Source organism: Hafnia alvei (genome assembly GCF_900095695.1).
In the GTDB taxonomy this organism is placed as follows: Bacteria; Pseudomonadota; Gammaproteobacteria; order Enterobacterales; family Enterobacteriaceae; genus Hafnia; species Hafnia alvei_B.
In genome coordinates this window covers 23276-36601 of record NZ_FMIQ01000026.1, presented here as the reverse complement: position 1 = coordinate 36601, position 13326 = coordinate 23276, and the positions used below count along the sequence as shown (strand labels likewise).

Genomic DNA, 13326 nt, shown 5'->3' with positions numbered 1-13326 from the left:
TGATTACACGGCGGCGTTATAAAACTGCTCAGTATCGGCATGCAGCAGTTGTTCAGTGAGGTGCTGCTGTTGTTGATTGTCGCCGTGTTCAGTTTCGGTCAACTGAGGATTTAGCCCCAGTTTACGGAATAGCTGAACGTCTTTATCTTCGCCCGGATTCGGCGTGGTAAGCAGCTTGCAGCCGTAGAAAATGGAGTTGGCACCCGCCATAAAACACATGGCCTGAGTTTGCTCATTCATTTGCTCACGACCAGCGGAAAGACGCACGTAAGACGTTGGCATCATGATGCGCGCGACGGCAATGGTACGAATGAAATCAAAGGCATCCACATCGTCGTTATCCGCTAACGGCGTTCCTTTGACCTTAACCAACATATTAATCGGCACACTTTCCGGCGCTTTAGGTAAATTCGCTAGCTGTGTAAGCAGGCCGGCTCTATCACGTACGGTTTCACCGAGTCCAACAATGCCACCTGAACAGACTTTAATACCGGCATCGCGCACTTTTCCCAGCGTATCCAAACGCTCCTGATAGCTGCGGGTCGTGATAATGTTGCCGTAAAATTCTGGCGAGGTGTCGAGGTTGTGATTGTAATAATCCAGCCCCGCATCGGCTAAGCGGTTGGCTTGTTGGTCGGATAGCGTTCCAAGCGTCATGCAGGTCTCCATCCCCATTTCTTTGACGCCCTGCACCATTTGCTCAAGGTATGGCATATCGCGATCGTGCGGGTTTTTCCATGCCGCGCCCATGCAGAATCGTGTGGAACCGGCGGCTTTAGCCTGTCGCGCAGAATCAAGAACCTGCTGCACTTCCATCAGTTTTTCGGTTTCCAATCCCGTTTTATAGCGCGAGCTTTGTGGGCAGTATTTGCAATCTTCAGGGCAAGCACCGGTTTTAATCGAAAGCAGCGTGCTTACCTGCACCTGACGCGGGTCAAAATGTTGGCGGTGAACCTGCTGAGCCTCAAACATTAACTCGAGGAACGGCTTTGCAAACAGAGCTTGGGCTTGCTCTAATGTCCAGTGATGACGATCTGCCATGATGGCAACTCCCTATTCAATTTGAGGGGAAAAAGTGTCGTCAGTTTAGAAAAAAGCGGTACACTGTCAACCAAATGATCACAATTTCAGTTTACCAATACTTATTATGACCCCATCTGATATCGAGTTCGACCGCCGCCATATCTGGCATCCGTACACGTCAATGACCCAACCGTTACCCTGTTATCCCGTGACTTCGGCACACGGCTGTGAACTGCATTTGGAGGATGGACGTCAGTTGGTCGACGGCATGTCTTCGTGGTGGGCCGCGATTCACGGGTATAATCATCCCGCGCTAAACCACGCCGTGACTCAGCAACTTTCATCCATGTCACATGTGATGTTTGGCGGGATCACCCACCCTTCCGCCGTTGCGCTATGTCAGCGCTTGGTGAATATCACACCTGAAGCACTGGAGTGCGTTTTCCTCGCAGATTCCGGTTCCGTCGCCGTGGAAGTGGCGATGAAAATGGCATTGCAGTACTGGCACGCCCGAGGAGAGAAACGTCAGCGGTTTTTAACCCTGAGCAACGGTTATCACGGTGACACTTTCGGTGCCATGTCGATATGCGATCCGAAAAATTCCATGCACAGTTTGTATCAGGGATACCTTCCAGAGCACCTGTTTGCGCCGGCTCCACAGTGTGCATTTGGCGATGAGTGGAATGAAATGGACTTTGTGCCTTTCGCCCGCTTGCTGTCGGCACATCACCAAGATATTGCGGCGGTTATTCTGGAGCCTATTGTTCAAGGCGCCGGAGGGATGCGTTTCTATCATCCGCGTTATCTTAAGCTCGTTCGAGCCGCCTGCGAGCGTCATGGGATTTTGCTCATTGCCGATGAAATTGCGACGGGATTTGGCCGTACCGGCAAGCTTTTTGCCTGCGAGCACGCGGGGATCACGCCAGATATTTTATGTTTAGGCAAAGCCATAACCGGTGGCTATATGACCTTATCTGCCACTATCACCACGCGAAACGTGGCAGAAACGATTAGCAACGGCGAAGCGGGATGTTTCATGCATGGTCCAACGTTTATGGGTAATCCACTCGCCTGCGCAACGGCGGTGGCCAGCTTGGATATTCTTGCTAGCGGAGAGTGGAAAACGCAGGTCGCGGCGATAGAGCAACAGCTACAGCAAGAGCTCTTGCCGCTTAATGAACATCCTCAGGTAAAACAGGCTCGCGTCTTAGGGGCTATCGGCGTCATTGAAACCCATAAATCGGTGAATATGGCTAACTTACAGCGCTATTTCGTCGAACAAGGGGTTTGGGTACGTCCTTTCGGTAAATTAATTTATCTGATGCCGCCTTATATTATTTCTGCCGAACAGCTCACCAAGCTCACTCAGGCTGTATCCACCGCCTTAGATCAAGCCGAACACTTTCTGGAATAGCGTAATAAAAAAAACCTAGCAGTAACCCTGAAATTTCAGAGTCTCTAATTCCTGTCTACGCTTATTAGCGAGATCACTTTTTGATGATCTAATTTTTGTTTAAATAATAAGCGACATAACGATAACTCACACCTATGAGTGTGAATACGCACTAATAATCGAATTAGACAGGAGTTATAGATGAAGAAATGGCCACTCGCGCTGATGGCTTCAGCGCTTTCTCTCGCACTATTACAGGGCGCTAACGCCGCATCCATGCCCGCCGTTGAGGCCAAAAACGGCATGGTTGTTAGCTCTCAACATCTGGCATCTCAGGTTGGGGTTGATATCCTCAAGCTGGGAGGTAATGCCATTGATGCGGCTGTTGCCGTCGGCTACGCCCAAGCGGTGGTTAACCCTTGCTGCGGTAATATCGGCGGTGGTGGTTTTATGACCATACATTTGGCCAACGGCGAAGACACTTTCATTAACTTCCGCGAAACGGCACCGGCAGCCGCCAGTGCGAATATGTATCTCGATGAGAAAGGAAACGTGAAGAAAGGCGCTAGCCTCTATGGTTACCTCGCCGCAGGCGTTCCTGGAACAGTTTTAGGGCTCGACACCGCACAGCGTAAATATGGCAAACTCACACGCCAACAGGTGATGGAGCCGGCAATCAAACTGGCTCGCGAAGGTTTTATTCTCAATCGTGGCGATACCGATATTTTGGATACCACCATTGCTAAGTTTCGTGACGATCCCGAAGCCGCACGCATCTTTTTACGCCAAGACGGTGAACCCCTTCAGCCCGGCGATCGGCTGATTCAAACCGATCTGGCCAACACTCTAGAATCTATCGCACAGCACGGTCCCGATGCTTTCTATCAGGGAAAAATTCCTGAGATCGTTGAAGCTGCGGCGAAAAAAGGGGGCGGGATCCTGACGGCGAAAGACTTTGCCAATTATCGTATTGCTGAAACAGCGCCCATCACTTGCTCTTATCGCGGCTATGAATTTGTGTCAGCACCACCGCCAAGCTCAGGCGGAGTAACACTTTGCGAGATCCTCAACGTTTTGGAAGGGTACGACCTCAAAGCAACTGGCTTTAATTCGGCCCAAACCATTCATACCATGACGGAAGCGATGCGCCATGCCTATATGGATCGTAATACGTTTTTAGGCGATCCAGCATTTGTGAAGAACCCGACGGAAAAGCTGCTCAGCAAAGAGTACGCCACCGAAATTCGTAAACAGATCCAGCCTGAGATCGCTACGCCTTCGAGCCGCGTTCAACCGGGTATGGAACCTCATGAAAAACCGGAAACAACACACTACTCGATCGTCGATCATAGCGGTAATGCGGTTTCCACGACCTATACCATTAACGGGCGTTTTGGCTCCGTCGTGATTGCTCCCGGCACCGGATTTTTCCTCAACGATGAGATGGATGATTTCACCGTCAAAGTGGGTGAACAAAATATGTATGGCTTAGTGCAGGGTGCAACCAACGCTATCGCACCGGGCAAACGCCCTCTGTCATCCATGACGCCAACGCTAGTAACCAAAAACGGTAAAGTCTTTATGGTTGTCGGTTCTCCGGGTGGATCGCGAATCATTACCATCACATTGCAAACCGTGTTGAACATTATCGACCACGGTATGGCACCACAAGAAGCCGTCGATGCCCCCCGAATTCATCACCAATGGCTACCGGATGAAGTCTATTTCGAACAACGCGGCCTCTCGCCAGACACCCAAAAATTGCTACAGGAACGTGGCTATAAACTGGTTGAGCAAACACCTTGGGGGGCCGCTGAATTGATTATGGTCGGTCTACCGGGCGCTGCCGGTGTTAGCTCAGAGAGCTCGGGGAATGACTCAGCGGTATCAGGGAAAGTGCGCGAAGGATTTATCTACGGCGCTAATGATGCTCGACGCCCTTCGGGTTCTGCCGTTGGATACTGATTAGCAAATCGAGCCTACTTCCGCCCCTAGCGATTAGGGGCATCCCCCTTTGTGGCCGTTTATCTGTTAGAATACCCTTTCTTTTTTTCACGCGGATGCGCGCAGCTGCATCATTGGGTGAAAACTTCTCAACGTCTATGTGCTGTCATTTTCCTTTCAAACGATGAAGAAGAGATCAAGATAATGCCGTCAGTTTCCTATGACCGAACTCAGGTTGCTCATTGGTTAGGTCATGCGACCTTAGCCAAGGCGCGAGATTACTCGCGAGCCGTTTCGCAACTCCACTGGCAGGGCAATATGCTCACCGCCAAGGTACAGGGAACCGAAAAACGCCCCTACGCGGTGGTTATCTACTTCCACGATAAACAAAATCAGTTACGCATTGAGGGCGAGTGCTCGTGCCCCGTGGGTTTTAACTGTAAACACGTTGCTGCCGTTCTTTTAGCGGGCCTCGAAGAGCAAGAGCCCACCGCCACCGGCGCTCGGCCTGAGCTGTTACGTTGGCTAGAGGCTTTTCGCGCTCAACAGACATCTTCTGTTGTCGCTAAAAAACCCACTCAGACCTTAGTCTACGTATTAGCTTGGTCAGAACACCGACAACATCATGAAATTCGGCTCTTCAAGGCAAAGTTAGATAAAGACGGTGCCGTACGCAGCATCGATCAGCAGTGGCACAATATTGAGCCCGCGCTGGTTAAGCCACCTAAATTCGTTACACCTGAAGATTTTCAAATCCTGCGTGAACTGTGGATTGAACGACCGCGTAACGGCATGGCGGCGTTTGAGCTGCAGGGAACCAGCGGCGCAGAACTCATTCGCAAAATGATGGCCACTAACCGTTTCTTTGTGATTGATTCCAGCGAGCCTTTATATTTAGGCGAACAACGACCCGGTGAAGTTCAGTGGCAGCGTCTGCCCGATCATCGTTTACGTCCAATACTGCAGGTTCAGCCTCAGGCATCATGGGTATTGCCGACCACGCCGCCGTGGTACATCGATACTCAAAGCGGTGAAGCGGGTACCGTCGAGCTCACTCAGCCCTTCGCTCAGTTGGATGAGTTCTTGTCCATGCCCCCTATTTCACTGAGTGAAGCACCGTTAGTGGCTGCGGTGTTGGGCGAAATCGCCCCTGAACTCCCGCTGCCGCCTAGCATGAGTTCTTCAGAACTTCGCGTTATTGACGTCGAGCCCGTTCCCGTTTTGCAGCTTGATACCCAAAACGTCTACATGGGCGGTTTCGGCAACTATGGCTATCGTAATTGGCCACTCGACTTTGCAACATTTACCTTTGATTACGATGGGATTAGCGTTGCTCCTAAACAGGACACCACCCTATTCCCCGCAGACAACGGCAACGTTATCCAAATTCAACGACGTAGCGAGATTGAAAAACAGCGCGCCAAAGAGCTCAAAAATTGCGGCCTAGAACTCATCACGCTAAGCGATAAAACTCGGCCTCCTGCATTACCTGACACTATTTATGGCCTGCCAAACCCTGAAAGTTGGCCTTCGTTTGTCAGCCATACGCTTCCTACTTTGGAAAACAAAGGCTGGCGTATCGTGATGACCCATGATTCCAACTTTAATATTATTGAAATCAATGATATTAGCGGCAGCATCCAGTCAGCTGATGAAGGGTGGTTTGACGTTGAAATGGGCATTTTAGTCGGCGATCGTACCGTTCGGCTCGAACCATTACTGGCTGACCTGTTTCGTCGCGATCGCCGCTGGTTAGACGGCGAACTCGAAACTATCGACGATGATGAAGGCATTATTCTTAGCACCGAGCAAGGCGAGCGTTTACGCATAGCCGCCAATCGCCTCAAACCGGTCGTTCGCGTGCTTGTCGACCTATTCGCGCAGTTAGGTCATGGCAAAGCAGCGCTGAAGATTTCCGCGCTTGATGCAGGCCGTTTAGCCGCCCTAAGCGATACAGGGCGCTGGCAGTTCCACGGAGAAACCTCAATTCAGGCTTTGGCTCAGCGTTTACAAGATGGGCCGGGGTTGCAGCTAGTGCCGGTCCCGCTAGGCCTTCAGGCGACGCTGCGTGGCTATCAGCATCAAGGCCTAAGCTGGATGCAGTTTTTACGCGAACAAAACATATCAGGCGTGCTGGCCGACGATATGGGATTAGGCAAAACGGTGCAAACGCTGGCGCATATCCTGCTGGAAAAGGAGTCAGGCAGGCTCGATCGCCCGGCGCTTATCGTGGTGCCAACAACCTTGGTGCATAACTGGCGCGAAGAGGCCGCACGATTTACTCCCGATCTTAATGTCCTCGTTCTCAGCGGACCGCAACGAAAAGATCACTTTGATCGCATTGAGCAGTGCGACCTGATTTTGACCACCTATTCTCTGCTGTGGCGAGATCAGAAGGTCCTCACTCAGCATGATTACCATCTGTTGATCCTTGATGAGGCACAGTACGTTAAAAATGCGACGACGCGAGCAGCCACCGCATTACGTGACCTCAATGCGCGCCACCGTTTATGTTTAACCGGCACACCGCTGGAAAATCATCTGGGTGAAATTTGGTCACTTTTCGACTTTTTACTCCCTGGTTTCCTCGGCAGTCAAAAAGAGTTTAACCAGCGCTGGCGCGTACCTATCGAAAGAGACGGAGACACCGTGCGTCGTGACTTATTGGTGCGACGCATCCGCCCATTCATGCTGCGCCGCCGTAAAGATGACGTTGCCACCGAACTGCCACCAAAAACTACGCTGCTACGCACCGTTGAACTAAAGGGCTCACAGCGCGATTTGTATGAAACGGTACGTACCGCGATGCAGGAAAAAGTTCGCACCGCGATTGATTCTCAAGGCATGGCGCGCAGCCACATTATCGTTTTGGACGCATTGCTTAAACTACGCCAAGTTTGTTGCGATCCTCGTTTGGTCAATTTGGAAAAAGCGGCATTGGTTAAGGAGTCAGCCAAGCTCGAACTGCTGCTCGAACTCCTGCCTGAGATGATCGACGAAGGTCGCCGTATCCTATTGTTCTCCCAGTTCACCGGCATGCTGGATTTAATCTCACAGGCATTGGATAAGGCAGGCATAGCCTACGTGACGCTGACCGGTTCAACGGCAGATCGTCATGCGCCAGTACAGCGTTTCCAGCGGGGCGAAGTTCCCCTGTTTTTAATCAGCTTAAAAGCCGGTGGCGTTGGGCTAAATCTGACTGCGGCTGACACGGTGATCCATTACGACCCGTGGTGGAATCCCGCGGCTGAAAATCAGGCTACCGACCGCGCCCACAGAATGGGGCAAGACAAACCGGTGTTCGTTTACAAACTGATTGCTGCTGGCAGCATTGAAGAAAAAATCGTGGCACTACAGGATAAAAAAGCCGCGCTGGCTGACAGTATTTTGTCTGAGGACACCAGCGGTTCCACGAAGTTTTCGGCTGACGATCTTAGTGCGCTGTTTGAGCCGATAACTTGAACCAGCACGGTGAACCACTCGAACAGTTTTTCATTTTTCAAATCAGCGCTGAGGTGTAACATTTGCCCTTAATGAGAGCACGCTGATTGTAAATAGATTTATTATTCAATTTATTATCAAAAAACTTATTATTACCTAATAAAGGAATGCTTATGAGCTACCGCATGATTGCGCTTGATCTGGACGGCACCCTGCTAACCAGTCGTAAACAGATACTGCCTGAGTCGCTGGCTGCGCTGGATTTAGCACGCAAAGCAGGTTTAGAAGTGATGATCGTTACCGGTCGCCATCATATTGCCATTCATCCCTTCTATCAGGCGCTTAACCTCAACACCCCGGCGATTTGCTGCAATGGCACCTATCTGTATGACTATCAGGCGCGCAGCGTTCTGGCATCAAACCCGCTGACCGCGGCTCAAGCTCATCAGGTTTTAGAGCGCCTAAACGATGCTGATATTCACGGCCTGATGTACGTCGATGACGCTATGCTGTATCAGCAAACCAGCGGCCATGTCATTCGTTCTCATGCTTGGGCGGAATCTTTACCTGAAAACCAGCGTCCAACCCTTCTTCAGGTTGAAAGCCTCCAGCAAGCCGCTAACGATGTTAAAGCGATCTGGAAGTTCGCCACCTCCGATACCGATATCGCCAAATTGCGCGCTTTTGCCAACGGCATCGAAACCGATCTGGGACTCGCCTGCGAATGGTCTTGGCACGATCAGGTCGACGTTGCGCAAGCAGGCAACAGCAAAGGTAACCGATTAGCCGAATACGTCGCCTCACGCGGCATTGATATGTCTGAGGTGATTGCCTTTGGCGATAACTTTAACGACATCAGCATGCTCGAAAGCGTCGGGCTCGGTGTTGCTATGGGCAACAGCGCCGACGAAGTAAAAGCGCGTGCTAAAGCCGTTATCGGCGGAAATGAAGAAACATCTATTGCCGATTTTCTGACGCAAAAAGTTCTGTAGTTTCATTCAGCCGTCTCAGCAAGATATCTATTCGAGCCAACCGTATTCGAGTGAACCGTTTCGAGTCAACCGATGTTAAAGGGTGAGGGAGGTGTATTCCCTCACACCTTAGCTACGTTTTAGTTTGCTGCTTTTAAATATCATTGAACAGCAGTCTAATCAGCCGCATCGCTGCGACCACGAACTCTAAAACAACAATTATCGCTGATAATAGACTCATCCGTTTGCTCCCTGCATCAGGAGCATGACGCCTGCATGACTTACCTTTACATTGCCTGTCGCCACGCTGGGATCACATGTTAGGGCGATCGTGCCATACTCCAAGCCAAGGCACTGGCCAGCACCACCTGTTCCAGCTAGGACTTAAGAAATCTTTTCCATCCGCATTGGCACCCCCTAACAATACTGATTATATATACAGTTATTAACCTCTGTATATTTCGACAAACTTACAACTATCTTAAGTTATTCACGTATTGCAGATGGCCTGAACCTGTCGCTATACTCTTCTCGTTAGGGTGATCGTGTCGTACATTTTTCGCCTTCGGCAACCAACCGTTAGGCGCATAAACAAAAAACTCCGCACAAGGCGGAGTTTTTTGTTTTATTTACCTGCGGATATTAACGACTGATCGACACACTTTTAATCTGCGCATACAGCTTTTGGCCTACATGAATATCGAGGTCATCACGTGCCCACGGAGTGATTCGCGCCCATAAAATCGCCTCTCCCACCGATAGCTTTACTTCCACTTGCTCGTCGACATCCAAACACTCGGCAACCGTTGCGGTCAAAATATTACGAATGCTCGTCGACGCAGGAGGTTCTAAAACTAACGATACATCCGCAGCATTAATACGGATACGCAGTTGGCTATGCGGCGCAACATCGAGTTTCCCAACCCAAATATGCTGCTCACCCAGCGATAATGCCGTCATGGCATAGTGCTCATGATGCTTTAACACGCTGACATTGAGCACGCTGCTCTGCTCTTCCTTTTGCAGCCAAGGACGTAACGCACTGCTCGCCCAAACCTCTTCAAGTTCGCCAAACGCGCGGACTTGGCCTTGGTCAAGCAACAGCACATATTCTGCCAAGCGCAAAATTTCATCCATGCTATGGCTAACATAAAGGATGGGGATATTCACGTCTTGCGCCAAGCGCTCTAGATACGGTAGAAGCTCTCGTTTACGCGGTACATCTAGCGAAGCCAGAGGCTCGTCCATCAGCAAAACTTCGGGAGCCGTTAACAATGCTCGCCCGATTGCTACGCGTTGCTTTTCACCACCCGACAAGCTAAACGGAAAGCGGTCTAGCAACGCTTCAATACCCAGCAGTTGAACAATGTTATCAAACTGTGAACGCATCGACGCAGCCATGCCGTATTCCAGATTTCCACGCACGCGATAATGGGGAAATAAGCGCGCATCCTGAAAAACATAGCCAATGCGGCGCTTTTCCGGCGGTAAACAAATACGACGCGCAGTGTCGACTAATGCCCTGCCATTGAGCACAACAGACCCTTTTTGCGGACGAGTCAGCCCACCAATCACATTAATAAGCGATGTTTTTCCCGCGCCGGATAATCCAAAAATAGCCGTAATACCCTTTGAGGGTAGCGTTGCTTTAACGTCAAGATTCAAATCGCCAAGGCGCTGATGTATATCAAGTTCTAGCATGCGTCTTAGCCTCCTAACCGCTTCTGGCTCCATCGTGCCAGCCATTCAGACAGCAGCAATGAAACCAAAGATAAAACAATCGCAATGGCACACAGGCGAGCAGCATCCGCTTCTGCGCCCGGCGTTTCAATTAGGGTATACATCGCCAGAGGAATCGTTCGGGTTTCGCCAGGAATATTCGACACAAAGGTGATCGTTGCGCCAAATTCCCCCAGAGAACGAGCAAATGCCAGCACGGTTCCGGCGAGAATGCCAGGGAACGAAAGCGGTAGAGTAATGGTGAAAAACACCTTCCATGGGTTAGCGCCTAACGTGCGTGCAGCCTGTTCTAGCTTAGAATCAACCGCAGCCAAAGCGAGACGAATCGCACGCACCATCAGTGGAAAAGCCACCACCGCCGAGGCTAATGCCGCACCATGCCAGCTAAAACTGAAGCTAAAACCGAACCAGTCATAAAGCCACGCACCAATCACGCCCTTACGACCCATGCCGATTAATAATAAATAGCCAATAACGACCGGAGGTAAAACCAACGGCAGGTGAATAATGCTATCAAGCAGGGATTTGCCGGGGAAATTGCAGCGCACCAGCACCCAAGCAGTGAAAATACCGACGGGAAGACTAAAGATAACGGCCGTTCCTGCAACCTGTAGGCTCAGGACGACCGCTTCCCACTCATATGCACTCAGAAACATTAGCGCGGGGTAAATCCATAACGGGTGAAGATAGCCGCGGCTTCCGGCGTGCGCAGATAGTCATAAAATGCCTTCACCGCAGGCGTTTGTTTGTCTTTCACAATGGCCATTGGGTATTCAACAGGCTTATGCGAATCCGCTGGGAAAATACCAACAACCTTCACTTTTTTGCTCGCAACGGCATCAGAACCGTAAACGATACCTAAAGGTGCTTCATCGCGTTCAACCAGAGCCAGCGCCGCGCGCACATCGTTAGCACGCGCCATGAGTGGAGATAACTCATCCCACGCGCCCAGTTTCTGTAATGCTTCTTTCGCATAGATGCCTGCAGGCACATGATCAGGATCGCCCACCGCCAAACGACCACCGTTCAGCAATGCTTTCCAATCAGTTTTTTTGTCGATATTTACTTTGTCGATTTTGCTATCTTTCGCAGCGACCAACACCAATTCGTTGCCCAACAGCGTGATACGGGTATCGGCAACCATCGCTTTTTTATCAATCGCGAAATCCATCCACTGTTGGTCTGCAGAGATGAAGAGGTCTGCTGGAGCGCCTTGGTCAATTTGGCGTGCAAGCGTGGAAGAAGAAGCAAAGGAAGAAACAACTTTTACGTCTTTTCCTTTTTCATACTGTGCCGCAATATCCTGCAATGCGTTAGTTAAGGACGCCGCCGCAAATACGGTAACTTTTTCTTGCGCGATAGCAACCTGACTTACGCCAACGGCCAGAACGGTACCTACAACCAACTTATTCCATGCTTTCATCAGTGACCCCATTAAAATGATGTGATGCCCATACGTTATGTATTTGATTATATGACGCAGACAACGCCAGTGTCACTGACAATATCAGCACGATAGCGGTAAACATGAAGTGGGTTTGATTTATTGAAAAAGTTTGCAGCGTCTCAAACAAAAACGCCCAGCAATCATCGCTGGGCGTTTAATAAAAAATATCACGTTTTAGTGATTAGAACGTTTTTCATCAGAATGACCAACGCCGGAGACAATGTTAAACACCTCTCCCAAGCCATAAATCAAGCCAAGAATGGCAGCCATAACCACGGGAACCATGATTGCAGCAAAAACCAGACTCTTTAATAATTCCAACATAACAGCCTCACTCAGTGTTGGTTGCAGCAATTCAGCCACACTATCTCATACTGACTCATAATACAGAATCTCGCCGCATATATTAAACAGCTTAGCGCAAATTGTACGCCCTAAATGTGCGGTCTGAAGTTATTCACACATGCGGTTTGCGTCTTAGGGCCGTTATCAGCGAAAATGAAAGCATAACCTGTGAAGGATGAACCCTATGCAAGCCGAAATTTTACTGACGCTAAAACTCCAGCAACGCCTGTTTGCCGATCCGCGTCGGATTGAATTACTCAAACAGGTCCGCCATACCGGTTCAATCAGTCAAGGCGCAAAGCTCGCTGGGATCAGCTATAAAAGCGCTTGGGATGCCGTGAATGAGATGAACCAGCTTTCCGAAGAATCGTTGGTCGATCGCGCAACCGGCGGTAAAGGCGGCGGCGGTGCCAAAATCACCCGCTATGGCGAACGTCTCATTGCTCTTTACGACCTGCTTGGGCAGATCCAGCAAAAAGCGTTCGACGTGCTAAACAAAGACGATCTTCCATTGGATAGCCTACTGGCTGCTATCGCGCGTTTCTCCTTACAAACCAGCGTCCGTAATCAGTTTTTTGGTACCGTCACCGAACGCGACCACCAGCAGGTACAGCAGCACATCAGCGTACTGCTCGCCGATGGGAAAACCTTACTGCACGCCGCCATCACGGAACAAAGCGCCGAACGTTTAGCGTTATCACCCGGTAAAGAAGTGTTGGTGTTAATCAAAGCCCCGTGGGTGAAACTAACCACCGATGCCGCACTCGCCCATGCTGCCGATAACAACTTAACCGGCAAAGTGAGCCACATTCAGTCGGGTGCTGAAAACAGCGAAGTGTTGGTACAGCTCGACGGCGGTGTTACGCTCTGTTCTACCGTTGATAATCAAACTATGGCCCATCTAAAACTGAGCTTAGGTAAAACGGTAACGGCTCAGTTCAACGCCGATCAGGTGATTTTGGCCACCTTAGCTTAAACGCCGATACCGATAAAATAGCGCTCCCTCTTTAATCGGAGGGATA

General features: G+C 50.3%; 10 protein-coding genes. 5 read left to right on the top strand and 5 right to left on the bottom strand.

The annotated features are described in order from the left end of the window. Window positions 1-3: 3 nt before the first annotated feature. Complete coding sequence (bioB, locus tag BN1044_RS06830) at window positions 4-1041, bottom strand: biotin synthase BioB (protein ID WP_072308067.1); 1038 nt, start codon at window positions 1039-1041, stop codon at window positions 4-6. Window positions 1042-1147: 106 nt separating this feature from the next. Between bioB and bioA the strand changes: the two genes are divergently transcribed. The 4 genes from bioA to BN1044_RS06810 all read left to right on the top strand — a co-directional run bounded on the left by bioA (window position 1148) and on the right by BN1044_RS06810 (window position 8793). Then, window positions 1148-2437: an adenosylmethionine--8-amino-7-oxononanoate transaminase gene (bioA, locus tag BN1044_RS06825; protein ID WP_072308066.1), complete on the top strand. Its 1290-nt coding sequence runs from the start codon at window positions 1148-1150 to the stop codon at window positions 2435-2437. Between the two features lie 180 nt (window positions 2438-2617). Next, entirely contained in the window at window positions 2618-4381 is a 1764-nt protein-coding gene (gene ggt / locus BN1044_RS06820; protein ID WP_072308065.1) for a gamma-glutamyltransferase, read from the top strand. 183 nt (window positions 4382-4564) lie between these two features. After that, a complete protein-coding gene (locus tag BN1044_RS06815; protein WP_072308119.1) occupies window positions 4565-7822 on the top strand; it encodes a DEAD/DEAH box helicase in 3258 nt (1085 codons plus the stop codon). A 152-nt stretch (window positions 7823-7974) separates the two neighbouring features. Then, window positions 7975-8793 carry a pyridoxal phosphatase gene (locus tag BN1044_RS06810; protein ID WP_072308064.1) on the top strand — a complete coding sequence of 273 codons (819 nt, stop codon included), beginning with the start codon at window positions 7975-7977 and terminating at the stop codon, window positions 8791-8793. Between the two features lie 621 nt (window positions 8794-9414). Here BN1044_RS06810 and modC read toward each other — a convergent pair. The 4 genes from modC to BN1044_RS06790 all read right to left on the bottom strand — a co-directional run bounded on the left by modC (window position 9415) and on the right by BN1044_RS06790 (window position 12283). Continuing rightward, entirely contained in the window at window positions 9415-10473 is a 1059-nt protein-coding gene (gene modC / locus BN1044_RS06805) for a molybdenum ABC transporter ATP-binding protein ModC (RefSeq protein WP_072308063.1), read from the bottom strand. 5 nt (window positions 10474-10478) lie between these two features. Next, window positions 10479-11168 (bottom strand): molybdate ABC transporter permease subunit, encoded by a 690-nt coding sequence (gene modB, locus BN1044_RS06800; protein WP_072308062.1) that lies wholly within the window; start codon window positions 11166-11168, stop codon window positions 10479-10481. After that, window positions 11168-11935 (bottom strand): molybdate ABC transporter substrate-binding protein, encoded by a 768-nt coding sequence (gene modA / locus BN1044_RS06795; RefSeq protein ID WP_175421592.1) that lies wholly within the window; start codon window positions 11933-11935, stop codon window positions 11168-11170. The genes modB and modA overlap by 1 nt, the downstream gene beginning before the upstream one ends. Window positions 11936-12133: 198 nt before the next feature. Continuing rightward, window positions 12134-12283 (bottom strand): AcrZ family multidrug efflux pump-associated protein, encoded by a 150-nt coding sequence (locus BN1044_RS06790; RefSeq protein ID WP_040045565.1) that lies wholly within the window; start codon window positions 12281-12283, stop codon window positions 12134-12136. Window positions 12284-12488: 205 nt separating this feature from the next. On the opposite strand from BN1044_RS06790, the gene modE reads away from it, so the two are divergent. Beyond that, window positions 12489-13280 (top strand): molybdenum-dependent transcriptional regulator, encoded by a 792-nt coding sequence (gene modE / locus BN1044_RS06785; protein ID WP_072308061.1) that lies wholly within the window; start codon window positions 12489-12491, stop codon window positions 13278-13280. Window positions 13281-13326 lie beyond the last annotated feature (46 nt).

Bases quoted from the DNA above. Each gene is read 5' to 3' on its own strand.
- bioB (WP_072308067.1), bottom strand. From the start codon at position 1,041: ATGGCAGATCGTCATCACTGGACATTAGAGCAAGCCCAAGCTCTGTTT.
- bioA (WP_072308066.1), top strand. From the start codon at position 1,148: ATGACCCCATCTGATATCGAGTTCGACCGCCGCCATATCTGGCATCCG.
- ggt (WP_072308065.1), top strand. From the start codon at position 2,618: ATGAAGAAATGGCCACTCGCGCTGATGGCTTCAGCGCTTTCTCTCGCA.
- BN1044_RS06815 (WP_072308119.1), top strand. From the start codon at position 4,565: ATGCCGTCAGTTTCCTATGACCGAACTCAGGTTGCTCATTGGTTAGGT.
- BN1044_RS06810 (WP_072308064.1), top strand. From the start codon at position 7,975: ATGAGCTACCGCATGATTGCGCTTGATCTGGACGGCACCCTGCTAACC.
- modC (WP_072308063.1), bottom strand. From the start codon at position 10,473: ATGCTAGAACTTGATATACATCAGCGCCTTGGCGATTTGAATCTTGAC.
- modB (WP_072308062.1), bottom strand. From the start codon at position 11,168: ATGTTTCTGAGTGCATATGAGTGGGAAGCGGTCGTCCTGAGCCTACAG.
- modA (WP_175421592.1), bottom strand. From the start codon at position 11,935: ATGAAAGCATGGAATAAGTTGGTTGTAGGTACCGTTCTGGCCGTTGGC.
- BN1044_RS06790 (WP_040045565.1), bottom strand. From the start codon at position 12,283: ATGTTGGAATTATTAAAGAGTCTGGTTTTTGCTGCAATCATGGTTCCC.
- modE (WP_072308061.1), top strand. From the start codon at position 12,489: ATGCAAGCCGAAATTTTACTGACGCTAAAACTCCAGCAACGCCTGTTT.